29 protein-coding genes are annotated in these 22257 nt (G+C 41.0%); 6 read left to right on the forward strand and 23 right to left on the reverse strand.

The features are described from left to right. Positions 1–154 precede the first annotated feature (154 nt). On the reverse strand, positions 155–718 hold the full coding sequence (locus tag ACTWJ7_RS36110) for a hypothetical protein (RefSeq protein WP_443146690.1): 564 nt from the start codon (positions 716–718) through the stop codon (positions 155–157). 56 nt (positions 719–774) lie between these two features. After that, entirely contained in the window at positions 775–1041 is a 267-nt protein-coding gene (locus ACTWJ7_RS36115) for a hypothetical protein (RefSeq protein WP_443146691.1), read from the reverse strand. Positions 1042–1905: 864 nt separating this feature from the next. Here ACTWJ7_RS36115 and ACTWJ7_RS36120 point away from each other — a divergent pair. The 4 genes from ACTWJ7_RS36120 to ACTWJ7_RS36135 all read left to right on the forward strand — a co-directional run bounded on the left by ACTWJ7_RS36120 (position 1906) and on the right by ACTWJ7_RS36135 (position 5496). Next, positions 1906–3216, forward strand: coding sequence for an erythromycin esterase family protein (locus ACTWJ7_RS36120; protein WP_443146692.1), 1311 nt, complete (start codon positions 1906–1908; stop codon positions 3214–3216). Between the two features lie 1059 nt (positions 3217–4275). Next, entirely contained in the window at positions 4276–4515 is a 240-nt protein-coding gene (locus ACTWJ7_RS36125; protein WP_443146693.1) for a hypothetical protein, read from the forward strand. A gap of 28 nt (positions 4516–4543) precedes the next feature. After that, on the forward strand, positions 4544–4906 hold the full coding sequence (locus ACTWJ7_RS36130) for a fascin domain-containing protein (RefSeq protein ID WP_443146694.1): 363 nt from the start codon (positions 4544–4546) through the stop codon (positions 4904–4906). Positions 4907–5118: 212 nt separating this feature from the next. Further along, on the forward strand, positions 5119–5496 hold the full coding sequence (locus ACTWJ7_RS36135; protein ID WP_443146695.1) for a hypothetical protein: 378 nt from the start codon (positions 5119–5121) through the stop codon (positions 5494–5496). A 37-nt stretch (positions 5497–5533) separates the two neighbouring features. On the opposite strand, the gene ACTWJ7_RS36140 is transcribed toward ACTWJ7_RS36135, so the two are convergent. The 17 genes from ACTWJ7_RS36140 to ACTWJ7_RS36220 form a co-directional block, all read right to left on the reverse strand. Further along, complete coding sequence (locus ACTWJ7_RS36140; protein WP_443146696.1) at positions 5534–5659, reverse strand: hypothetical protein; 126 nt, start codon at positions 5657–5659, stop codon at positions 5534–5536. A gap of 141 nt (positions 5660–5800) precedes the next feature. After that, a complete protein-coding gene (locus tag ACTWJ7_RS36145) occupies positions 5801–5953 on the reverse strand; it encodes a hypothetical protein (protein ID WP_443146697.1) in 153 nt (50 codons plus the stop codon). Positions 5954–5984: 31 nt separating this feature from the next. Further along, positions 5985–6803: a type II toxin-antitoxin system SpoIISA family toxin gene (locus ACTWJ7_RS36150; protein WP_443146698.1), complete on the reverse strand. Its 819-nt coding sequence runs from the start codon at positions 6801–6803 to the stop codon at positions 5985–5987. Positions 6804–6974: 171 nt separating this feature from the next. Beyond that, positions 6975–8114 (reverse strand): hypothetical protein, encoded by a 1140-nt coding sequence (locus ACTWJ7_RS36155; protein ID WP_443146699.1) that lies wholly within the window; start codon positions 8112–8114, stop codon positions 6975–6977. 152 nt (positions 8115–8266) lie between these two features. Next, the gene (locus tag ACTWJ7_RS36160) at positions 8267–8734 is read right to left on the reverse strand and encodes a BC1872 family protein (RefSeq protein WP_443146700.1); all 468 of its coding nucleotides are present in this window, start codon (positions 8732–8734) and stop codon (positions 8267–8269) included. A 161-nt stretch (positions 8735–8895) separates the two neighbouring features. Beyond that, positions 8896–9375 carry a hypothetical protein gene (locus tag ACTWJ7_RS36165; RefSeq protein ID WP_443146701.1) on the reverse strand — a complete coding sequence of 160 codons (480 nt, stop codon included), beginning with the start codon at positions 9373–9375 and terminating at the stop codon, positions 8896–8898. A gap of 20 nt (positions 9376–9395) precedes the next feature. Then, a complete protein-coding gene (locus tag ACTWJ7_RS36170) occupies positions 9396–9896 on the reverse strand; it encodes a hypothetical protein (RefSeq protein ID WP_443146702.1) in 501 nt (166 codons plus the stop codon). Positions 9897–9959: 63 nt separating this feature from the next. Beyond that, entirely contained in the window at positions 9960–11435 is a 1476-nt protein-coding gene (locus ACTWJ7_RS36175) for a hypothetical protein (protein WP_443146703.1), read from the reverse strand. A 545-nt stretch (positions 11436–11980) separates the two neighbouring features. Then, the gene (locus ACTWJ7_RS36180; protein WP_443146704.1) at positions 11981–12166 is read right to left on the reverse strand and encodes a hypothetical protein; all 186 of its coding nucleotides are present in this window, start codon (positions 12164–12166) and stop codon (positions 11981–11983) included. Between the two features lie 47 nt (positions 12167–12213). After that, on the reverse strand, positions 12214–12465 hold the full coding sequence (locus tag ACTWJ7_RS36185) for a hypothetical protein (protein WP_133387280.1): 252 nt from the start codon (positions 12463–12465) through the stop codon (positions 12214–12216). Between the two features lie 34 nt (positions 12466–12499). After that, positions 12500–13060 (reverse strand): hypothetical protein, encoded by a 561-nt coding sequence (locus ACTWJ7_RS36190; protein ID WP_443146705.1) that lies wholly within the window; start codon positions 13058–13060, stop codon positions 12500–12502. Between the two features lie 5 nt (positions 13061–13065). Continuing rightward, the gene (locus ACTWJ7_RS36195; protein ID WP_443146706.1) at positions 13066–13404 is read right to left on the reverse strand and encodes a hypothetical protein; all 339 of its coding nucleotides are present in this window, start codon (positions 13402–13404) and stop codon (positions 13066–13068) included. A gap of 28 nt (positions 13405–13432) precedes the next feature. Beyond that, on the reverse strand, positions 13433–13693 hold the full coding sequence (locus ACTWJ7_RS36200) for a hypothetical protein (protein ID WP_024633917.1): 261 nt from the start codon (positions 13691–13693) through the stop codon (positions 13433–13435). Between the two features lie 528 nt (positions 13694–14221). Then, positions 14222–14500, reverse strand: a complete 279-nt coding sequence (locus ACTWJ7_RS36205; protein WP_443146770.1) for a DUF4258 domain-containing protein — start codon at positions 14498–14500, stop codon at positions 14222–14224. A 394-nt stretch (positions 14501–14894) separates the two neighbouring features. Beyond that, positions 14895–15284, reverse strand: coding sequence for a hypothetical protein (locus ACTWJ7_RS36210; RefSeq protein WP_443146707.1), 390 nt, complete (start codon positions 15282–15284; stop codon positions 14895–14897). Beyond that, positions 15268–15633 carry a YolD-like family protein gene (locus tag ACTWJ7_RS36215; RefSeq protein ID WP_443146708.1) on the reverse strand — a complete coding sequence of 122 codons (366 nt, stop codon included), beginning with the start codon at positions 15631–15633 and terminating at the stop codon, positions 15268–15270. The genes ACTWJ7_RS36210 and ACTWJ7_RS36215 overlap by 17 nt, the downstream gene beginning before the upstream one ends. Beyond that, a complete protein-coding gene (locus ACTWJ7_RS36220) occupies positions 15630–16871 on the reverse strand; it encodes a DNA polymerase IV (RefSeq protein WP_443146709.1) in 1242 nt (413 codons plus the stop codon). Before ACTWJ7_RS36220 ends, ACTWJ7_RS36215 begins: the two co-directional genes overlap by 4 nt. Positions 16872–17126: 255 nt before the next feature. Here ACTWJ7_RS36220 and ACTWJ7_RS36225 point away from each other — a divergent pair, with 255 nt between their 5' ends. Then, entirely contained in the window at positions 17127–17489 is a 363-nt protein-coding gene (locus ACTWJ7_RS36225; RefSeq protein ID WP_443146710.1) for an FRG domain-containing protein, read from the forward strand. A 14-nt stretch (positions 17490–17503) separates the two neighbouring features. After that, the gene (locus ACTWJ7_RS36230) at positions 17504–18319 is read left to right on the forward strand and encodes a hypothetical protein (RefSeq protein WP_443146711.1); all 816 of its coding nucleotides are present in this window, start codon (positions 17504–17506) and stop codon (positions 18317–18319) included. A 17-nt stretch (positions 18320–18336) separates the two neighbouring features. Here ACTWJ7_RS36230 and ACTWJ7_RS36235 read toward each other — a convergent pair whose 3' ends face one another. The 4 genes from ACTWJ7_RS36235 to ACTWJ7_RS36250 all read right to left on the reverse strand — a co-directional run bounded on the left by ACTWJ7_RS36235 (position 18337) and on the right by ACTWJ7_RS36250 (position 22031). Beyond that, on the reverse strand, positions 18337–19365 hold the full coding sequence (locus tag ACTWJ7_RS36235; protein ID WP_443146712.1) for a hypothetical protein: 1029 nt from the start codon (positions 19363–19365) through the stop codon (positions 18337–18339). Positions 19366–19560: 195 nt separating this feature from the next. Beyond that, on the reverse strand, positions 19561–20037 hold the full coding sequence (locus tag ACTWJ7_RS36240; protein WP_443146713.1) for a hypothetical protein: 477 nt from the start codon (positions 20035–20037) through the stop codon (positions 19561–19563). A gap of 146 nt (positions 20038–20183) precedes the next feature. Next, complete coding sequence (locus ACTWJ7_RS36245; RefSeq protein ID WP_443146714.1) at positions 20184–20597, reverse strand: hypothetical protein; 414 nt, start codon at positions 20595–20597, stop codon at positions 20184–20186. A gap of 276 nt (positions 20598–20873) precedes the next feature. Next, on the reverse strand, positions 20874–22031 hold the full coding sequence (locus tag ACTWJ7_RS36250; RefSeq protein ID WP_443146771.1) for a glucosaminidase domain-containing protein: 1158 nt from the start codon (positions 22029–22031) through the stop codon (positions 20874–20876). Positions 22032–22257 lie beyond the last annotated feature (226 nt).

Here is a 22257-nt window from a genome sequence, read left to right on the forward strand (position 1 = left end):
GGCCGCGTAAGTGCTACTTATCCCTCTATGGGGAGCTCGCCTGAAGGGGGCTACAATGAACCTCTAAATGAACTACATCGTCCATTCCTTCATCACACCTGTTAGTAGAGAGGATGGGGTATTTTCATAATCCTATTATTCATATAGTCCACCTTTATTTTATGAGTGCGATTTGGGTACGAAACAAGGCTTCGCTAATTTTGTTCTCAATCAATCGGACATAGCCCTTCTTGATCAAGTAACATGTGAACTTAGCAATGCTCTTTCCATACTTATTTTTATATAATTCGAACTGTTTATTTTTATGAAGATCAGATAGCGTCTCTTGATACTGAAGAAAATGCTGAAGTTCTCCTCCGGGATCTTCCTCTTTCATTGCATACTCAAAATCTCGATAAGCTTTATCTTCATCTTTCTTTTTTTGCCGGAGTCCTCCGAGAAGCTTCTTCAATTCCTCCACATTTGGCTCAACACCATACAACTGAGCTGAACTGCCGTATGTGTTGATAATTTTGCTGGCTTCCGAAGGAGACAATTCACTAATTAAAGAAGAGATATTCCACTTTTCTCGTTGAACTTCTTTAAATCGTCTTTGCTCCAGCTCATCACTTATTAGCATTTCATAGTAGGTAGGCTTTGTTCCTAATGGAACGCCATCCGCATACAGTCGATAAGGAATATTATTCTCATCTAACAACTGTCTCAGAGGATCTGCCAACGTTCTACCTGCGTGGATCTCTACGAACACACTTACTCCCATGGAATGGACATGCGCTAAGATTTCCTTTGCGAACACATTGGCATCACTAGCCCTGGGTGATTTTTCTGCTTAGGATATGGTTCGATCACCTCTTGGTAAGGGATGATTCGATTTTTATAGAAGCTTAAGAAGAATATATCTTCTGTTGGAAAGCTTCTTGTCTCCATGTACTGAATCACCGTATTGATCCACCGACTCATCTTCCCTTGGTAGAAAAGGTGAGCAGGCATAGCCGTATCCGGGCGAGCCGAGGATTCAGTAATCAAAGCAATTCTTCTCATGTTTACATCGTCTCCTTTTTGGACACAAAAAAATGGACACAAAAAAGGCATACGGGTCCCGTACACCTATCTGTCTCCATTTTTTTGAATCAGTATCTTTTAGCTGTTAAGCGACTCACTCATTGCATGCTCAGTTTGGGGCAGCAAGGAAAACTAATAAAATAATCGTAATATGTTTATATTAGCAAAATGAAATCAATTTGAAAAGTAACTAACTAATAATAAACTATGTCTGAGACCCTATCCAGCAAGCATGTACTGATAAGCCGATTATTTAAAATTCAGCTGGGCTTCGGCGAGGCCAAAAGCATTCCATAGCCCGTTTAAAGCAGGCTTAATGGCTAAACCAATTTCTTCGTAGCATCTAGTCACGAGGTTCTTTGGATCAATTAGAACATCCGGTAAAATAATCTTCTCTTCATTTAATGGCCAAGTTGCTAAAGAGGACGATTCTGGACCAAGAAGGAAACCAATATCTTGTACTCCATAGAATGAACAAATAAAGTAAAATGGTTCGTCAATTTCTAGAACGTTGTAGTTATAAATTTGTCGCTTTACGTGTATGAGTGTTTTTCTATGGTGTAAGGAATGATCGTAGAATATTCCATCATTCGAACTGTTGATAATTCAATAATTACGTCCATTATTACATGAACCATTACAGGTACAATCAAATTGTTCAATGCCCAATAAATCTAGACAAACATGAGACTTGGAAGGAAAATGTTTAATAACATGATTGTCCTCAAGAGAGTTAAACATTGGATGTAAGACACTAAAGGAAAACAAATTTTGATTATCAATTGGTTATTATATGAACAAACCGGAAATAATTCACTCATATTGCCTTAGGAGGGTTATTTCATGGATACCAATGATATTCAATCACAGCAGAGCGCTTATTTTAAAGAACTGAATGCCTTATTTATCCCTTTGGATGGCATGGAAGATCTGGACCGCATGGTTAACGCGATCGGGGATGCAGATATTGTGCTGCTCGGTGAAGCAAGCCATGGGACAGCTGACTTCTATCGATATCGCGCCGAGCTATCGAAGAGGCTAATTGCAAGCAAGGGATTCAACATCATCGGCGTGGAGGGTGATTGGCCCGCTGCTTATCGATTGAACCGGTATGTGAAAGGAATGTCGGGATCCGATTCTTCGGCATCCGATGCACTGGGCGATTTTACCCGCTGGCCCACCTGGATGTGGGCGAATACGGATATTTGTGATTTTGCCGAGTGGCTGAAAGAGCATAATGCAACCAAACACACTGAAAGTATTGAACGTCCGAAGGTTGGATTTTATGGAATAGACATGTATTCGTTGTGGGAATCCATGGAGGCCATTATCGGTTATTTGGAGGCAACAAAGTCCCCCCAACTTGAACAGGCACGAAATACATACGCCTGCTTCGATCCTTACAGCAAGGATCATCAGAGTTATGGCATCGCTGCAGGATTGCTTTCGGAGAGCTGTGAGAATGAAGTGGTTGAACTGCTGAAACAGATGCAGAACAGCCGCATGGCACATCCAGGCAGTGAGGAAGAGCTGAATGCTGAGATCAATATGTTGGTTACTTCCAGCTCCGAGGCCTACTACCGTACGATGGTCCGAGGCGGTCCGGAATCCTGGAATGTTCGGGACAAACATATGGTTGAATCGCTGAAGAGAATCATGGCCTATTATGGAAGATCTGCCAAAGCCATTGTCTGGGAGCATAATACGCATATTGGTGACGCGCGGGCAACGGATATGATACAGGATGGCATGGTGAATGTGGGTCAGCTGCTGCGAGAGGACCCGGAGCATCGGGTGTATGCCGTTGGCTTCGGGACCTATCAGGGTGAAGTACTCGCTGGAAGAGCTTGGGGAGATCCTGTGGAAAAAATGATAGTTCCTCCTGGACAGCCAGGAAGCTGGGAGGATTACATGCACCGTGCAGGTAAAGGCCGGGATGGTATGGTCATGCTCTCCGATACATCCTCCGTCTTGCATAAGTCCATTGGCCACCGTGCGATCGGTGTGGTATACAATCCTGATCATGAGCGATACGGCAATTATGTACCTTCCAACATGGCGGATCGTTATGATGCGTTTATTCATATCGATCGAACCACTGCTCTTCAGCCATTGCCAGTGCATCAATCGGTTGCAACAGAAGCTTTATTTTAAACATAACGGATCTTGCTAAACATCTGTGTGTATCGCAGGCGGATTCCAACATAAAAGCAGCAGTCACTGCATCGTTCAATCGAGATGGGAGACTGCTGCTTTTTATTGGACTATCGTTTTCCGTCAGTAAATGAGTAAAGAACTAACATGGGCAGCTCATTCGCCCCTTATTCCAGCTCTGACCCATGCCGATTAGCTTAAAATAGGATATCATGAAAAAACAGCTAACCGTGCTAAACATATGGAACCAAGGTCAAAACAGTTGAAAAGTTATTATCTGAGTTAAGCCTGCAGCATGTGAACGAAGATGGGTACGAACTGTGCGAATCAAAAATGAATTATGGTTCAGAACTCGTATAATCTATAGGTATTATCGGCGGGCCTAACATTGTTAATGAATAAAGACAAGAAACCATTCTAAATTAAATCGGAATGGTTTTTTTATGAGAATAACCCCTCACCGGTATTATTTAAATTTTCGCCTACCACACATACTTCCCTGATAGTACAATCTCAGTAAGAGCCCTCCATAAGAAAACGACGCTCAATTCATCTTCTTTACTTTCAATCACTATCTCGCTGTTCCACAAGAGAATCCACCCAGCACCAAATGAATTCAGTATGAACGGGTGTAATTCGGTTAGGAATTCCATGAGCATACCAACTGAAAATATTGGGAAGATTTCTTCGTACTTGGCTGTCTGTCCCCCTCGTACACGAAATCATCTGCATACTCAGCCAACACAGTGAATACTGTGTCTGGAGTATTTTTGAAAAAGAATCGGTCCCCCACCTTGTAGTCAAAACAGGTCTTTTCCAAGATTAAATTTAATGTAGATACTCCTGCGGAAAGGGTCTCATCTGGAGTTAATGAATCTCTTTTTAGTCTCATATACTGGTTTCCTTTCAATGATAATCTCTGCATTGTACAACGATATAGGGTTAACGTCGAGATGAGGGAATCCAAAGTCATGATCATACGCGGGATAATAATTCAATATTGTACAATAATAATCCTCGAACGTTTCAGTTATTTCACCCCTGAGGAGGTAAAGGAATATGTGTATTGAAGCAGCACGGGTCAATGCCTCAATGGATTATGTATTGAGAGAACTTAAAGGCGAAGGGTACATTGCAGGGTTCCCTAATTTTCATCAGGCTGATTATGGTGAGGGTGTAGTATTTGGTACGAATCTTATAAAAGGTGAGGCTGGTGGTTTACGTGAGGTACCACTTTCAGCTCTTAACATGCCTTTTTATGAAGAGGTATTTGCACTCCGAATAAGAGCACATCATTGATACCGAATATTGGGGAGACATCACGTGTATGCTTGCAAACCTGGATGGGCACTTATGTTTGTGCCGAGAATGGGGAGGTAATCTTTGTGTTGTAAATCGACCAGAAGCTAAGGCATGGGAGACATTTGAACTTCATCGATTGGATGAGGTAAGGATTACTTTAAAGGCTAATAATGGTCAGTTTCTGAGTACTGAGCAAGACGGAAAGTCACTTGTTGTAGCTTTCAGTCTGGAAGCTAGGGAAAGGGAGACTTTCCAGATCTACATTGATGAGAGTGGATTGGTTGCGATAGCTGCATATAACGGAAAATATCTAAGTGCAGAGTCTGAAGGTATACTTACAGCAAATATCGCGATGTCCCTAAATCGTGGGAGGGGTTTCGTATTATAGATCCCAGTGATGCAAATGTTATTAAACAGACTCAAATCGTAGTAAACGTCTATAAAATTCTCACAGCACCAATATGGCATACAGGCACGGTCATTGGAGATCGAGAGTATTATTTCCAAACGAGCAATCGAGTTGAGAGTTGCGAGCCGGGTGGCATGGCACTCCAACACCATCGAAAAATGGTCCGAATTATCCCAGGGAATCTGGATCAGGTGAAATTGAAACTTGATGCTGTAATCAATACATGGAATGGAACAAGATATGATGTTACTGGTCACAATTGCAATTTCTTCACGAATGCTTTGCTCATTGCCTTGGGTGCTCCAGGATTAGATCAAGAGTATCTTGAAGCTAGCGGAATTGCCAAAGGACTTAATCAGATACCAGGTACTACTCTTCTTCAAGAAGTCCCTGTAAAGTGGCCAATTAGTGACAAACGACTTGATGTGGCATTCATGGATGAGATAAGAAAACTTGCACGTCTTCCAGAGGATATAGTAAGTGAAGTGGAGCGATTCAGTAAAAGATTGGGAATCTCGAGTATATTATCAGGTAGTGGTATCCCAGGTATCCCAGGTATTTTTCGTTAGAAAGTATAGAGGCCCGTACCCGGTGCCTCTATTAAACTCATTTTCGTTTCTTTAGCAGATCCAATACTTTTTTGTTCTGGTCTAATATCTTCTTGATTCCCCAGTCCGGTACTGTAGTATTTGGTTTATCATTAACTGCAGGTTTAAGAGGTTTCTTTTTCACGGTAAGCCATCTCCCCTATTGTTTTGTTAACAAGGGTTGGCATAATCAAAGAGATTTATACAAGGAGTCTCTTTGATTCTTTTAGGTAAAATGAATAAAAAAAGTGCTCTATGAATATTCATAGAGCACTTTCGTATATTATTATCTATTGTTGATGATTTTCAGGGCGCGATCGTTTGCCTTCAGTATTTTTTCCAGTCCCATATTAGAATGGATTACTGTTTTAGGACGAGGGCTTTTCGATTTTGGTGGCGGCTTCAGCGTATTGTTTTTAAATTGTTTGAACATGGTCATCGTAATCACCTCTTATATTAAATATACCACACTATCCATCTACGAACCAATCAAAGATTTGGACCAAGTTTACTATATTGTTTGCGTCAATACCGTTTAGTACAGCGCCAGCTTCAGTCGTTTGGATCGTGACTATGAAACTATTGGTTGTTCCGAATAATGGGACACAGATTAATTTCCCTTCTTCAATCACATAAGCTTGAGCTTTAGCTAGTTGCGAACCCATTTCTTCCTTTTTTTCAGGAGGAATAACAAGAATGTTTGAACGCTCAATCTGCGAGAACGATCGCATTATATTTTCTTTACGAACGCTTTCGTCCGCATCATATACAAAAGCGGTAGTTGAAGCTTTTAACCCAAATGTGTCCGTGTACAGGCAAAGGTATTCTTTTAATAAGGATGAATACAAGTTCCAATTAGGTAATTGATCTCTTTGGGACTCTGTAAGTTCAGAAAAATGGTGTTGTGAATAATGAACAACAGCAGTGAACTGTTCCGTTTTTTGAAAACTGGAACGGATAATCTTTTCGTTGTTCTCTATCGTATCAGCAATGATTCGATCATTTCGTTTAAACTCTGCATTCCCAATTTTTATAATGCTAGGCGTCTCCAATATGGCAAGATCTATAAAAATAGCAATGCTTGCGAATTGGACCGCCTTTATCCAGTCATCTAATATAATATGACCGGCTAAAATCATCCCTCCATAAATAAGCGCCATAACTGTATAAGATGATTTACGTATGTTAGTTAGATTACTATTGTACCAGTCAGGTTTCCACCAATGTGTTAACGTCGCGAATCCAGCGACTGACATAAACCCGATTACCATCCAACCAAAATAAAACATGTTGCTCCTCCTGTCGATTTATCAACTCTATCAAATAGTTTTCTATTTCGCTGCCCATAATAATGTGAAAAAATTCCTCTTTAATAGAGTAGAGAGGATGTCCTAATTTCACATACTTCCCTTTTTAAGTATACCTTACGACTAATATAAAACGAAGAGCTCCAGATGGGTTTATACAAACATGTCTATCGTTGTCTGAAGATCATAGTACCTCTCCTCCAGAGAGACGAGCAGGTTTACATTAAACCCGAGTGCTGCCTCGCTTGACATGTAAGGGGGTACGACAGATTGTCCAGTCAACGTCTGTAGCTTCCCGAATATACGAGCATTAAGCCAGGAGCTGGCATCAGCAGAGAACCAACTATACTTCAGCAGTAAGTTCAACGATCCAAGGCCTAAAGCATGGAAATTAACAGAGTCTCCATATTTTCTGAATATCTCGTCAAACACTCTTTCTCTCCGCTGTGTGCTCACGGATCTCAGTGCACTGCCACCAATTGCAATAAGTTCATGTTCTTCATCAACTAACTCTTGCAGAGCTGCCATATCGCTTTGGATATGATATATCGGTACCGGCTTACGGCCGACCTTCAGGGCCAAATACTTCGTGTTACGTTGGGTGGCGGCTGGATCACCGATAATATCAAGTGTTAGGTATTGGTATATGATATCACTATGTTGCCTGACAAATGCAGCATAATCATCAATGTCGATCGGCTTAACGGGCAGCCCTTTTTTGGCAGCATCATGTAATGTCTTCTCCCCAGGGTCTATAATGACACATTTATAGTCAAACCCTAACTCTATAATGGTCTGCTTCCACTGGTTTGTATGGTCATTCCGGATCGTGAAATAATTGAGCAGAATAAAGCGCCCCCCGTACTCTTTCACAAGTTCTATATCCCTTCTCGATTTACTTAATCCACTAAAAATATATCGCAACCCGCGGAGTGTTAATCGAACGGCACCGGACTTCGTCTTCACCACTTTGCATATGTCCACCATTATAGCTTTTATGATGGCTGCCATCGCACTTGAATAGGCTTTAATCTTAATAAGAGCCTTGAGAGTAATCACACGTCTATAAAATAATAGAGCCAGTGCTCGACGGATGCTATCACGAGAGATACGATTGTCGGCGCTTCCATTCTCTGATCGGACATAGACATACTTCTCAGTCTCTTTTTGAATCGTATTGATCCGTCCTGTCTTAATAGTGTAGACAGTAGAACCGGCTCTCCCTCTGTTAGAGAAAAATGAACGTTCCTTTTCTCTGGCTTTCCGGTTATAGAATGTATCTTTCGGATTCATACATGTGCTCCAGCGACAATTACGGCAATAAAGCCGACATTTAACGATTGGAGCTTTCCCCCTTTTATAGTATTTCTTCCGGACAAGATGAAAAAACCTCTTTAGTTGCAGGCTCCATGTGGAGTACCTGCAGCAGAAAGAGGCATATTACATCAAACCGTATTTAGCTTCATGACTACAGCATCATTAATTACGATGGATGCCTTACAAATAGCCATTTCTGCTGTTTCTCCAACACCAATGAACATATCTTCATAGTAGACAGCCCAGAATCGGCCCTTACCTGACCCGCATGCCACCAGCGATGTTTTATCTTCAACCAATATATAATTAAAGACAAGGAACGCTGACCCTATTTCCTGAGCAGGTTGAAAGGAATCTACTTTAAGATAATCTTTCTGAGTAATGTAAAATGGTGGTTCTACCGTATTACGGGACCAATTCATTACTTCCAGAGCGATATATTCATTTCGTTTCTCCATATCCATGCTATCGAACTGTTGAAGTTGCTTTTCACAGTGAATGCGCGATCGCCGGATTTCATCTTTCGTAAGGGTTTGAAGGTATTCTGCTCGCATAATCTCGTAACAATCCTTCTGAAAGTGATTTTCTATAATCATAAAAGAGCTCCTCCATTTCTATGAAGCCTTACTTCGGTACGTTCTTACTTTCCCGCTGCCTTTGCACATAAAACAAACACCATTCTGAATATGCTTATAGCGAGTTTTTCCGGTACCATTACATCGGAGACAACGCTTCATTTGTTTGGATGAGGTTTGTTTTAAAAGCTTGGTTTTATGAGAAGAAGAGTTGGACCAGAAAGAAGGTCTCTTTTTCTATAAGCCTTGGGTGCTGCAGGCTTCATCTCCTGTGCTGCTTTCTGTTGCTCCAGCGCCTCCAACTTCGCTTGATCAGGCTGCTCTACGATATACTGGGGCTCATAAGGCGGACGAGATACATACTCTTTGCCGGCCTTACGTTGTTCAATAAGAACGACGATCTCTTGTCCATCCGTTTCAGATGAGAGAATTCCCCAGGCTAACCCTTCAAATTTCCGTTGTAACTGACACTGAAGTGCATCAGCAGCCCATCGCCAAGTTTGTTTACTCTGCTCACATTTATATTTCCGGTAATACCATCCGCCAGCTTCTGCTCCACCATAAGCACGGCTCACCGTGTAGACGTTAACCCAGGGGACCAATCCAAAAAGAGTCTCAAACGAACGGGTTACTCTATTAATTAACGATTTAAATGGATTCATGGTGGATGGTTCCTTCCGGATTATTTGTTATCCAGTATTTGCGTGGGGGTGTCTCTGACCCGCCGAATCAAATGCATCCATTGCCACTCAGAGGTACCGGGGCGTTTCTGATAGTTTGCCAGATTTCTCAAAATCACAAAGTAATTAACCTGTCTCCCAACGAAACGCTTCCATGCATTTTCCTCAACTGTAATACCTTCTATACCATCTTTAGCGTATTTACCTTGTAAAGTAGACGTAATCGCAAAAAGGCTGGTATCCGGATACTTGGCTTCAAAAATGCTAACCGCGGTCTGTCTCAATTCAAAGTACTTACTTGGTTTGGCATAATAGAAACCAAAAAGAGGATTGAAATGCAGCTCGTATACGCCGTTCCCCTTATAACTGACAATATAATACCGGTTTAAATATCTCCCCGTCAGTTTATTTTTAGCTGTCACCAAGAGGGAACCCAGGATGATCGCTACAATAAACAGAACTACAAAATACAGACTCAGTACACCTACGATGAACATATGCATTTATATTACCTCCTTTAAAATAAATAGGGACAGTTGCTGGATCAGCACTGTCTCCTATCCTATTCACGCCACTATGATTTCATAAGAAAGCTCGGCCTGGGGAATCACGGACGTTACAAAAATCTGTCCTTGTTCTTCTCCAAAACTCTGTACAGGTTCTCCGTTTTCAATGAAAACGGGAACTGAACGGCCGTTTACTTCTTCCTCCAAACGAGACAGATCAAGAGAAACCCGCGCTTGCTCTGAGCTGGTTAAACCAAACTCTTTTCCTTGATAGAGCAATTTGTGCTGCAGTCGGATTACGCCCTTCACAGTTCGCCGTTCCAGCAAAATTTCAGACGAGGTCAGCTGCAGGTTGGCTGTGCTTACCTGCAGCTGCGCATATTGCAGTAGAAAGTGCTGAACAGCGTGAATATGAAGAGAAATCTCTCTTTGCTCTTTCTGTCCTTCCAACAACTTCTGTTGCAGATGTAGCAGTTTTTCGGAATCGACACTGGTTTTGGCCAACATTGTTTGTTTGACCTGCAGACGCTGAATATCCGATTGCAAAAACTGCATTTCCTGCTCCTTCCGCTGTTTAAAGTCCTCTGTCTCTTCCTCGTGCTGTGTATACATACGAGAAATGTTCTCTTTTATTTGAACACCTTCATCTAGCAGGGCTTGGCACTCCGTTTTCTTTACATGTATCAGAAGGGAGCGCTCCTTCTTTCCCTCTGCATCCTCCGGCTTCCAATCGTAATAGATGGCATGCCATTCATCGTGCGTTTCTCTATATCGCTTCCCGAGAAGAATAAGATCGGATTCCCATTCAGTAACATAATCAGGGATAGATGGACCTTGGACCCCTGAAAGTTCATTCAGTTCTGCCGTTTTTTCTTCTAGTTCTCGAATAATCTCAGAATTGGTATCTGCACCACCATTGAAATTACTGGCAATACGTATTTTCTGGATTCTGGTTTCGATATCTCTGATGTATTCGTTCCATTCATTCATCTCGTCATTAAGTTCATTGAGAAGGGCCACAGGATCCGTCATCGTTTTTAGACGCTCTTGATCCTCGAAAGATAGACATGCCATTGCTGCTGAATACTCAATCTTCGGCATGAGGGATAGGAGTACATTCCGTTTACGCACCGGGGTAAGAGAATCAAAATATCCAGGAACAAAAATGCAAAGGAATGTATCGGTTTGGCCCACAATAGCGTCTATGTCCTTCTGAGTGGCTTCAACTTCATCTAAGGAGAGATGAACGGTTTTCCCCTTTATCTCTCTACAAATGGATACTGGCTGGTCATACCCTTCAATCTCCCATACAGTGAGGACTCGGGTATGCTTGGTGTTCCAGCTTTGCACATATTTTTTAATCCCTTTGATGTGGCCTTGAAGATCACAACCTAAGACTGACCATACGATAGCTTCACAGAGCGCGGTTTTTCCTCTATCCCGATCACCAACAATGTGGTTAATCCTGCCAAAAGATATAGAAGCGTACTCTGCATAATTTTTAAAGCCAGTCATTTCTATCGCTTTCAGTTTCAACGTATTACCTCCTCATTGTCAGAAAAATAGAAAGAACCCCTTATTAATTCAGGGGTTCACTCTTAAAAGTCTCAGTTATCTATAATCAATCCAGTCCTCTAACTCCTGGATAGAATCTTCCCAATGACAGTGTAGGTTAACAGCTTCTTACGGCGTGCAGCCTGGTACTGTAATTTCATCATCTGAATGTTATTCATGTTCATCGTTATGCGCCCATACCGTAGAAGGGGCTCTGCCCCAACTGCGGCAGAGGGACTCCCTCCTCAATGTATAATGTTATCTATTGCCTCCAGCTTCTTGCAGGAACTCAGAACTTAACTACGAGAAAGAATCTTCCCGATCACAGTGTAGGTCAACAACTTTTTACGGCGTGCAGCCTGATACTGTAATTTCATCATCTGAATGTTATTCATGTTCATCGTTATGCGCCCATACCGAGAAGGGGCACTGCCCCAAACTACGGCAGAGGGACTCCCTCCTCAACGTATGTTATTATCTATTGCCTCCAGCTTCTTGCATGTGTTGCTTCAAAGTCTATTGTGAATTTAACCGATAACTTTAATCATAGTGTTCTCTTGAACCGTCACAGGTACTTCTTGTCCGGATTCTTGTAAAACAAAAATCCTGTCGGATCCAGCCGTATCAACGACTCTACCCTTGGCAAGTTCAACCCCGTTTAATCCAGAAATGGCCACAATCAATTGTCCTTTATATTCAGCTACATTTTTCATTCGTAATCCTCCAATAATAATTTTTATATGTTCATCAGATTGGGTGTTTAGACTGCTTGGCCTAAATGCATTTTTAAAATCTGTAAATCCAGACACTGCTGATCTGTTAGAATCGGCTGGCGGCTGTGCATGGCTTGAACATTACTACATACCTGCACCGGGTGGGGGTACCCGAAAGCCTGCTCTCCGTTCACCCATTTTTCAACGCACAACAAGATATTTTGGCCAATATCTCCAGGCAATGCCGCTACATAAGTTAAGATATTGCCATGTTGTGCATCAGATAGTTCGGTTGTCATTACAGAATCCTCCTCGAAACTTTTGTTTAAATAACTATCCAACCAGTTCGAATCCTATTTGATCGTCTGGCTGCTCTTTCCCCGTTAAGTTATATGTAATTTCATCGATCCATACGGCGTATTGCTGATGTTTAATCGTTTTCCGGATATCCAGGTTTTTGACTTCAAATAGATAGTAATCCTGAATGGGATACACGGTAAAACCGAGTTGCTTATCAACAGTTTTGGTCCATATGTTTGATGTTTTTTCTGTATAACCTAAAACGGAGTGTATCTTATCCCTATCAAAGGCTACTTGCAGCCAATTTACATATGTTTTGAAATGACCATTCATTGCGAAAAAACATTCTGACAGCGCGCGGGTTAGTGCCGCCTTATCTGTATTGCCAGAAGGATGGGAAAACCGTATCCAAAAATAGGACCGTTCCTGATCGCTCATCCGAACACGATGTTCAATTTCCAACGTATGTTCGTTAATCTTCCTAACCCAATTATTCTGTCCTTTTGGGCGGAAGGTGAGCTGCTCAATTACAGGTTTAACTGCATCAATCCTGGCATCCACATGCCATTTGAAGGCGATGAAACGAATATTCATGTGGCTCACGCTCCAATCCGAAAGCCTTGACCGATGGTAGTGCCAACGGGGAGTATTCCACGATAGCTTCGGCCGGCAGCGAATAAAACCATATCCTCACGATGAAAGCCACTGTCCTGTAACTGTTCGTTGATCAATGAAGACCAAATGAACAATTCCGCGGTTGATAGCTCCATCACGTTGACTGGTACAAGCGGAACAACATCAATATCAACAAGTCCATCTCCAGTTAGGGCATAAACGGTATAACCAAGTGCTTTTGCCATCTGTAGGTTTTCGCTCATTCGTCTTTCAAACCCACCCAGATTCACGAGAAGACATACTATCTTTTTCTTGGAATCCATATCTATAGAACCTCCCCTGTTTGACTTTTTATGCGGAAATGAGATAGTCGCCGATTCGTTGCAGCACGTTATGTTTGTTAATGAGCTCTAGGAGCTCTTCTTCAAAATGAGCGGCAACAGACTCTTCAACTTTATTTGCTTTTCCACGTCCACCCACAAGCACAATCAATTCAGGACCACCTGTGGCTACATCAAAGTCAATACAGATCTCTTCGCCAGCAACATCAACAATGGCTAACCCGCCAAAAATAAAGCTTTGGCAAAGGCGAATCGAAACTTTTTTTATCATATCTATTTCCTCCCTGTTTTTAGAACAAAATAGGGATGCTGCATATGCAGCATCCCTATTTCATCCTATAAAAATTGACTAATTACAAAGTGGCACTTTTGGGAAAGAAGTCCTCCATAGAGAAGTTCTTTTCCAACTCCATTAATGAGACGGTGACGTTGCCAACAATCTTGTGTGAAGTCAGCAATCGTGCATAGCCTGCCATTAACGCGCCATCCGCGAGGGGAATTTCTTCCTCGCATCCACATTTCTGTACGGGGATATCCGTAACAATCAAAGTACCCCGTCAAAACGCCGTTGATTTGAAGTCGTCATTTCTATAATCTCCTTTTTACACCGGTCACATTGAGAGCTCATTCAGCATCCCTCCTATGACCTTATTTTATCATGAGTTTAGAAAATCACCAAAAGATTTCCGTCTGTTTTAGCCAAAGAACAAATGATCGATCACCAGGATGATCCCGATGATATAAGCTAGCAGCATGAGTGCTTGCTGGCGATCTTTTGTAGGCATATCCTCACATCCCGTTATTCATTATTAGGTATGTACTTCGTGTATCTGGGATTGTTATTCACCGGAAAAACAGTCTTTACGATAAATCGCTTATCTGTCTTCAGGAGAACGATTGCTACAATCCAGTCACCAGACATAGCTGGTCCAACAATGGTGCGTTCAGGCTCAGGATTACGTCCCTTATCTCCACTATCAAACCCTTCGACAATTTGTCCATGAGCGATAGCCCAGACGATATCAAGTTCATCGAATACACGATCAGGATAATTCTCATTGTGCAGACGATCATTGATATAATGGGGGAAATTGTAGTGATGTACCCATCCTGTTTATTAACACCTTTTAATATGCGTTCCATTTCATCTAACCAATAATTTTGCATGTGGTCCATCTCTATAGCCCCCTTTAATGTCATTTGTTTTTAGACACAAAAAAAGCCCTGAAAGTTAAAATAGGCATGACCAAATAGGCCACACACTAATTTACCTCAAGGCAATCTTATACGTTGTCTGATTGACAACTGCTCCATCTACAGCTGAATTATATCAGCCGAGAAAATTAATAGTTATTCGTAATATCGTGATTATAACCTAATTAGGGAAGATGGACAATAGGCAGGCTGTAGCTTTTCTTGGAGGGAAGGAGTCTTATAGCCCAGCTAAAGTTGAACGTTGTTGAGCGCTAAGTTTAAAGTGTGGATTGCCCTCTCCCCTCTAACGAAGCTGTGATGTCTACATGCATGTACTCCGTAAGAATCAATGTGATATCCACATTCACTTTGCTCCATAATAGTGTCATTTTATGTTCATATCCGCGAGTGGAATAGGCTACAGTTAAACTTTCCGTGGAGCTGTACTGATTGATTATTTTAATATCATTTTGCTTGAGCGTTTTCTTCAGCTCAACCATTTCCACAGTGATCCTTCTCTGAATCGTGTCCAGATGATCCACATAAGCAGTCTTCATTTTTAACGTTGAAGCGGATATTCTTTTTTTATCCTCCTCGATCGTATCCATTAAGAATGGGATTTCTACGTGTCTCTTTAGTAAAGCTAATTCTTCAGATGTCTGTTTCAAAGTCAGCCCCTCCATCATTAAGTCGAACGGAGAGTAGCTTGTCAAAATCTATCCAATCATAACCCTGTTCTAATTCGATCTTAATTCGTTTTCCAGTGTTACTTACAGACGTAACTATCCCTTTTATAAATGTACTCCCAGTTTTGTTAAACACTTCGAGGGTAGCTTCCAACGTATAATTAAGAGACATCCGTAAGTTCTGTCCAATGATCTCTCGTTCATCTTCGTGTAAAAGAGGTTTATCTATATAGTGTTTTTCTGCATGGTGTGCATTGATTCGCTCTTTATGCTGCGGCAACATAATCCGATTAGATTCCCATAATCCGTTAGCTACCAGTTTTTTGCTCATTTATAGTGGCCTCCAATTTTGTTTGATCTATCGATTGCCTGACCAGCTGCAGTAATAGAACTTGCTCGTAGTATGGCAATGTCTCCAAATCGATCTTTGATGTCATCCATGACTCGATCAATCGCCCGTTTCTGCTCTACATCATCGAATAAAGATAATTGGTACGTGTCCGCATTAGATAAATCAGAGAGTGATACGCTGACACGACGAACGGGCTGTCCGTCCCAGTGATGATGAAATAGCTTCTTAGCAACCCTACACACATCCACGGTTATGTTTGTGGGGTCGGGTAACTTAATCTGTCTATGAAACCCCGTTGGCCGGTCAAAATCTGCTCCAGATGAGCTGACAGAAACGACGCTGCCCATCAGTCCCTTTTTGCGCGCTCTTCTGCAGACCTCTGTACAAATATCTTGAATGACCACATCAATCTCCCAGGCCTCTGTATAGTCTCTGGGAAGAGTCATTCCATTTCCGATATCCTTTTGGACGCTATGTGTTGAGATCGATACCGGACTTTCGTCTAAACCATTGGCAACCCGCCATATGACCTCTCCATTAACCCCCCATTTGCTTCTTAGCTTGGATAATGGCGTAGTGGCAAGATCTTCTATTGTCTGGATCCCCATCTTCCAAAGATGTTTTTCCATTCTCGATCCAATTCCCCACATTTCACGTATAGGTTTATGCCCAATATGTTTATGCAGCTCTTCCTTCTTTAAAAAGAATACTCCACCATCAATCTTTTTGGCGATCATATCACAACAAAGCTTACTCATCACTTTGTTGGTCGAAATACCTGCTCTGGCATATACGCCGGTCTCATTAAGTATTTTGGCTTGAATTTGTTTGGCCAGGTCTATGGGGTCGTTACCAAACAGATGCAGTGATCCAGTCACGTCAGTAAATAGTTCGTCTATGCTGTAGGGTTCCACGAGGTCAGTAAACTCCTCAATAATGGACATAATTTGAGTTGAAACCTCGATATACTCCTGCATATGGGGTCTCACGACAATCAATTCCGGGCACTTTTGAAGTGCCTGCCATAGTGGTTCAGCTGTAGATACCCCTTTTGCTTTAGCCAGTGGACATGCAGCGAGAATGATACCAGAACGTCTTGCCGGATCTCCCGCTACGGCTAAGGGTTTGTTTTTATATTGGGGCATCTTTGCTTTTTCAACTGAAGCATAAAAGGATTGCATGTCAATAAGCATGATTGTTCGTTGTTTAGTTGCCATTGGTATCACTCCCGCACATTTAAAGAACGTATGTTTGTATATATTATAAACCGAACACACGTTCTTTATGCAAGAGGTAAATTTTTATTGTTCAGCTACCTTCTTGGCATGACTGAGATATTGTTTCTGTTCACTTAGTGGATTTTCTGTAAAAGAATTATACAAAAAGCTAGAGACGTATTTTAAAATGCATGGTTTAATTGTATGAGAACAATAACATGTTGCAGATATGGTTTGTTAAGGAGGAGTATGATTATGAATAAAGAGTACACAGTTTCCACGGTCACAGAATATTTAGACCTAATTAGTCGAAACAACTTTAATCATTATATCTTCCGTGGTCAGAATGAAGCATTCGGAGGCATTGAAGCGAGTGGGTTCAGACCTTACAAGGGTGGGTTTTATTCAGATACTTTCTATGACATAGAAGGTATGAAAAAAGAATACTTCAATAAGGTAATAAGGAAGATTTCCTCTGACGAGCGCCAACATTTCCTAGCTTTCTGCCAGCATCACGGATTACCTACGAACATAGTTGATTTTACAACTTCTCCACTTGTTGCTTTATTTTTGCATGTAATGAAAAAGAAAAAAATACATTTGCCGAAGTCTATTTAATTAATAAAAATAGGTTGATTGATATAACAGATATACTTGTTAGTAATGATAGTCAGAATTTCTTAGAACTTCTTGTAGAAAATACAAATGTTCAACAACAGATTCTACATAAAATAGAAAAATTGTTTGTAGAGAATAGAGATAAATTCGTAAACTGGATTCTTAATCTGATTGAACTTTATGATAAACATCAATTCAATATATATGGTGAAACTTCCTCATTTGAAGATGTGGAGTCCGAACAAGAATTGAGTCTTTCATATTTTAAGGATAAGATAAAAAATGAGGGGACGAATACACTCAGTGATCTCTACACATATGTGCTCAATGAGCTTGAAGATGAAGAGTATACTTATGGTGATAGATATTACGTTGAGGAGCTTGAGATTATTCAGTATGGTAAAGAAGGGATTGGTGCAAGAGTATATCTGGCATTACTACTAAATCTTCTTCAGATCTTTATTAGATACCAAGAAAGGATAGACTTACAACTCGATGTTTATTTTACCTATCAACCCCCAGATTTATTCGATAGAATTATAAACCAGAAAGGTTTGTTTGTTTATCAACCCTACTTATATGATGTTGAGAATGCATACAAATATGGAGTTTTAAACTATCAATATGTGATCCCAGATATCACTATAAAAGTTGATAATTACAATGTTATTTTGAAAGAATTAAATTTTCTAGGTGTGAACTTAGAAAGTATCTATGGTGATTTCGATAACATTGCTAAATCAATTAAGTTTAACAACTACCTGTTACTTCAGGAAAAACAAGAGATAAAAAAGAATAAGCATTCACATAAAGCAGCTAATCACAAGTGATCGGCTGCTTTTATTGTTTAATGAGCTAACTGCATTGCTCTAGCCATAAAAATCTCATCTACTTCACTCACGGACATCTCAAAATGTTTACTGGCTTTCTCAATTACAATGGAGTCGTGTATTTCAGGTACGTAATTGTTTCCGTAATTCGTTAAGACATCAAACTCCTGCATCATATACTTGTAGACGGCGTCAGCATCACTGTTTTGAGTATTACTTGTCTGCACGCTTTCAGTTTTATAATAAGCAAAGGAAGTTGAGGTAATTCGGTTTTTTCTGTAGAGTGCTACGTAATCATTAAAGCTAAATGGAGATTCATCCTCATAAAATTCATTCAAGTATTTGTAATAATTGATTAAATCTTCGTTTCGTCCCGTGTAACCCTTGGGAATACTGTATAAGGACTCTAATGCTTTTTTATCTTCTTCAGCTTGGCCATAGATATGATACATAGAAAGGTGATACATCATCTGGAGATCCTGACTTGGTGTTGGGATTTCATCAATTAATTCCTTTATTAAAGTATATTGTCCTGTGGCTAAATAGCCGTTTACTTTATCCCAAATTGTCTCGCTCTCGATTGCTGCTGTCTGAGAATCACTCGTACTAAAAGCGTATGTATATTCAATTATTTTTCCAAGGGTCTCTTCGGACAAAACAAACTCACCCTCTAGATTTTCGCCATGCTTACCAATAATGTTTTGAACTGAGTCAGGCTGTATTATAGCTGCTTGAGATGTGATCCGAAGACTATACACTCCAGGTACTAAACCTTCTCCATTATTAGAGAGCCAATCACTTTCTATCGTACCATTATTGACTTGAACTTTTGCATGAGCAGAATATTCATCTTCACCTGTTACAGATAGGACCAGTTTCGTTTCATTTGGTAAGCTAGTGATGCCGGTAAATTTGAGTCGATTTTCCTTATCAAATTCTTCTTTTACGGTAAGTTCAACATGAAGACTACCACTTCCTTTCCCTGAGCACGCACCGATTAAGAGAATTATAAGGAAGAGTAGTATAAGTCCTGCTTTGAGTTTCATATGTTTGATGTATATCCCTCCCAATTTTATTACTCTATATATCGGAGAGATAGTCTTGAATGTTGATACTTTAAGAGATTCCAGCTAGTTCGCAAGTATAGTTTGCATAAGAAGAAAAATAATAGTTTTGCTTATTGAATAAAAAATACTACAGTTTCAGCTTGCCCTTCTGTTTAGAACAGCACAATATCTTCTTTACTTAATGTATCTGTGCTTATATTGCATGTATTCTTCTTGAAAAAGTAAATCAAAAGTATCGAAGCTATCCCAATATTCTCTTTGTGCAACTTCTTCAAGTTGTAAACGTTTATCTTCATACGCTTTAGAGATTCCATGATCGTCTTCATGCGAATTGTCGAATTTGTTAAACCAGTACAAGTAAGTCCTGGCTTTTGTAAGTACTTCATTGTAATTTATTAAGGAATTTGTACTTAATAAATGCGCGTGTTGCGCCATAATCCCACCAATTTCCTTCAAAAAAAGATCTACATCATTTTCGTAATGCTTACTTTTTAGAAGGAGATAAACGGGGGTATAGCATTTCTCTAGCCTTTCTTTCATAAGAGTTTTTGAATCTCTTTTGTTCTGAAAGATAATATCCTTGATAATCAGAGATCCTATTGTGGTTAATGCTGTTAGGATAGCCGTAATAATTGGAATATAAAGTTGCATAACCTGTCCCCCATTTAGATATGTATGTTGAATTACTTGCTCAAAACACTAAAAAGCCCCTCCGACTTCTTGTAGGAAGCGAAAGGGCTGCTAATTACCACTACAACTACAACAGATGCAGGTTTCATAGGCTACAGCTTACCATACTACTCAAAGAAACCGTGCAGTGATGTATATTGTGGCGTACTACTCTGCTTATCCTTCTGCAGGATGAGGTACAGATCTAAGAGTGCATTATCCTCTCCAGCAATGATTTTCTGATTCATCATTTTTAACAGCAGTTGATGTATTGGTTCATGTACATCCGCTCGTATGTCAGACTCCTGCTCATTCAATGCTGTACGATTAGCCTGGAAGAAAACATCTTCGTACCGGTAAACAATCATCCGGAGTATTTCTGCTTGTTCTTGCAGATAATCCGACGAAAAGAGCAACCGGAATAGTTTAGAATCATCCATAGGGTGTCCGGCCATGTCTAACCAGGCTTGTACACCTTTAAAGGTGATCTCGAAATTCATCATGAAGAAAGAATCAGAGCGTTCCGCAATTTGAGCATTCATCAATACTTCCCCTTTACATAATCTATATTGGATACCAGGAGTGCATCCTTCCCAGTAGAGTCAATCGTAACCGTTACGGCATTTGGAATATCCTTCATAAAGATTCTCGGAGGGTTAAGATCTCCCCATATCCTAAGTTTACCAGACGATTATAGTTTTCCAAATTGACAATCGTTTTACCTGTATCCGGATCTCTATATGGGCTGCTGGAGTTCCCTACAGACGCGGGGGTTCCATAATATTGCCTTAAACCAAACGTGATAGTTATGGAGTCGATCAAGCCATCGTATACGCCCCATTGTCCCCACCAAAGCCCCCAAAACCAATATTCTCAAAAGGTAGCCCTGTTGCTGGATCAATTCCCCGGTTCATATCGAGAGCGACCAGGTTCTGAGAACGCATAATGGACTTGAGTTTATTCGCATACTGGCTGTCCGTTGCATAGCCGGCACGTTGCAACTCATTGGCAAAAGCGAATGGATTCTCCATCTTCAATGCTTTTTTATATCGGCTGTTCTTCAGCAAGAATGCAGAGTGGTCCGCAAAGGAAGCTAATGGGCTACTATAGCTGCGGAACTTCGCTTGAATCTGTACGCTAATTCCGCCAATCTCTTCATGCGTGGTGGCTGTACAGGTAGGACCCTTCCAGCTCTTATTTGCCTTAATCCCGAACATATTATTACAGATGGACCGTTTCCCGTACCCAGACTCTAACGCTGCCTGAGCAAGTGAAATACTGGCAGGTACACCACTTCTACGTTCTTCCTCTTGTGCTGCCGAGGCATAAGCAATAAAGAACGGATTGGTGAGATTACCAATCTCTGAAGGGATCTGCACGGGAGGGGCTTCTGGGGGAGGTTCAGATACTTCACTTCCGTCCGGTAGAATGGCTTGAATCGTGTTGATCCCCCCATTCACCAGTTCCCGTATATAGATTGTCCCTTGATCAGTAAATGTTGGAGCTGCAGATTCCATAAACACATTATTAATGTATAAGATCTTATTCGATTCAAATGAGGCACCAGCTTCTGCTTCCACGCCCGTCCACTTAATTTTCTTGGCCACATCGAATGCTTCTATACTTGCGGTTTCGGTCAGTTTTGACATCAACATGACAAAAGGTTTAGGATCAATAGCTTCTTGTCCTTCAGGTATCATCTCGAAATGGAGATGGGGGCCGGTGGATCTACCCGTATTTCCTGATAGACCAATAACGTCTCCCACACTCACATATTGTCCTGGTGTAACAAGGGCTTCACTCAAATGCAAATATCGGCTGCTCATACCAATTTGAGGATTCGTACTTTGAACGGTAACGTAGATCCCTGCATTCTGCGTGCTGGCTGGATCAGTGCTCCGGGGATAACTTACTTTGGTGACTACCCCTTCAAATGAATTCGTGACTGGGGTTCCTTCCGGAATACCGATATCTATACCTTTGTGAAAGGATTGAGCCTCCCCGTAACGGGGTGTTTCCGCGTTCCGTAGTCACTGGTGATGGATTGTTCAAAATTACGGACATAAATGGTTGGGGGAGGATCCCCTCAAAGATCTGAGTCTCCCCGCTACTTCTTCTGCAGATGATACGGCTGCGGCGATCAAGTAGAACATACCGAATACACCGATCAAACAAAGGCTAACAATCCAAAAGATGGGGACT

The sequence above is a fragment of the Paenibacillus sp. 1A_MP2 genome (genome assembly GCF_052244825.1).
Taxonomy (GTDB): Bacteria; Bacillota; Bacilli; order Paenibacillales; family Paenibacillaceae; genus Paenibacillus; species Paenibacillus vandeheii.

Bases quoted from the DNA above. Each gene is read 5' to 3' on its own strand.
- ACTWJ7_RS36170 (WP_443146702.1), bottom strand. From the start codon at position 9,896: ATGCATATGTTCATCGTAGGTGTACTGAGTCTGTATTTTGTAGTTCTG.
- ACTWJ7_RS36160 (WP_443146700.1), bottom strand. From the start codon at position 8,734: ATGATTATAGAAAATCACTTTCAGAAGGATTGTTACGAGATTATGCGA.
- ACTWJ7_RS36115 (WP_443146691.1), bottom strand. From the start codon at position 1,041: ATGAGAAGAATTGCTTTGATTACTGAATCCTCGGCTCGCCCGGATACG.
- ACTWJ7_RS36185 (WP_133387280.1), bottom strand. From the start codon at position 12,465: ATGACAACCGAACTATCTGATGCACAACATGGCAATATCTTAACTTAT.
- ACTWJ7_RS36235 (WP_443146712.1), bottom strand. From the start codon at position 19,365: ATGAAACTCAAAGCAGGACTTATACTACTCTTCCTTATAATTCTCTTA.
- ACTWJ7_RS36215 (WP_443146708.1), bottom strand. From the start codon at position 15,633: ATGAGCAAAAAACTGGTAGCTAACGGATTATGGGAATCTAATCGGATT.
- ACTWJ7_RS36130 (WP_443146694.1), top strand. From the start codon at position 4,544: ATGCTTGCAAACCTGGATGGGCACTTATGTTTGTGCCGAGAATGGGGA.
- ACTWJ7_RS36180 (WP_443146704.1), bottom strand. From the start codon at position 12,166: ATGAAAAATGTAGCTGAATATAAAGGACAATTGATTGTGGCCATTTCT.
- ACTWJ7_RS36165 (WP_443146701.1), bottom strand. From the start codon at position 9,375: ATGAATCCATTTAAATCGTTAATTAATAGAGTAACCCGTTCGTTTGAG.
- ACTWJ7_RS36120 (WP_443146692.1), top strand. From the start codon at position 1,906: ATGGATACCAATGATATTCAATCACAGCAGAGCGCTTATTTTAAAGAA.
- ACTWJ7_RS36240 (WP_443146713.1), bottom strand. From the start codon at position 20,037: ATGCAACTTTATATTCCAATTATTACGGCTATCCTAACAGCATTAACC.
- ACTWJ7_RS36200 (WP_024633917.1), bottom strand. From the start codon at position 13,693: ATGATAAAAAAAGTTTCGATTCGCCTTTGCCAAAGCTTTATTTTTGGC.
- ACTWJ7_RS36190 (WP_443146705.1), bottom strand. From the start codon at position 13,060: ATGAATATTCGTTTCATCGCCTTCAAATGGCATGTGGATGCCAGGATT.
- ACTWJ7_RS36245 (WP_443146714.1), bottom strand. From the start codon at position 20,597: ATGAATGCTCAAATTGCGGAACGCTCTGATTCTTTCTTCATGATGAAT.
- ACTWJ7_RS36225 (WP_443146710.1), top strand. From the start codon at position 17,127: ATGAATAAAGAGTACACAGTTTCCACGGTCACAGAATATTTAGACCTA.
- ACTWJ7_RS36195 (WP_443146706.1), bottom strand. From the start codon at position 13,404: ATGGATTCCAAGAAAAAGATAGTATGTCTTCTCGTGAATCTGGGTGGG.
- ACTWJ7_RS36150 (WP_443146698.1), bottom strand. From the start codon at position 6,803: ATGTTTTATTTTGGTTGGATGGTAATCGGGTTTATGTCAGTCGCTGGA.
- ACTWJ7_RS36220 (WP_443146709.1), bottom strand. From the start codon at position 16,871: ATGGCAACTAAACAACGAACAATCATGCTTATTGACATGCAATCCTTT.
- ACTWJ7_RS36125 (WP_443146693.1), top strand. From the start codon at position 4,276: ATGTGTATTGAAGCAGCACGGGTCAATGCCTCAATGGATTATGTATTG.
- ACTWJ7_RS36155 (WP_443146699.1), bottom strand. From the start codon at position 8,114: ATGAATCCGAAAGATACATTCTATAACCGGAAAGCCAGAGAAAAGGAA.
- ACTWJ7_RS36145 (WP_443146697.1), bottom strand. From the start codon at position 5,953: ATGACCATGTTCAAACAATTTAAAAACAATACGCTGAAGCCGCCACCA.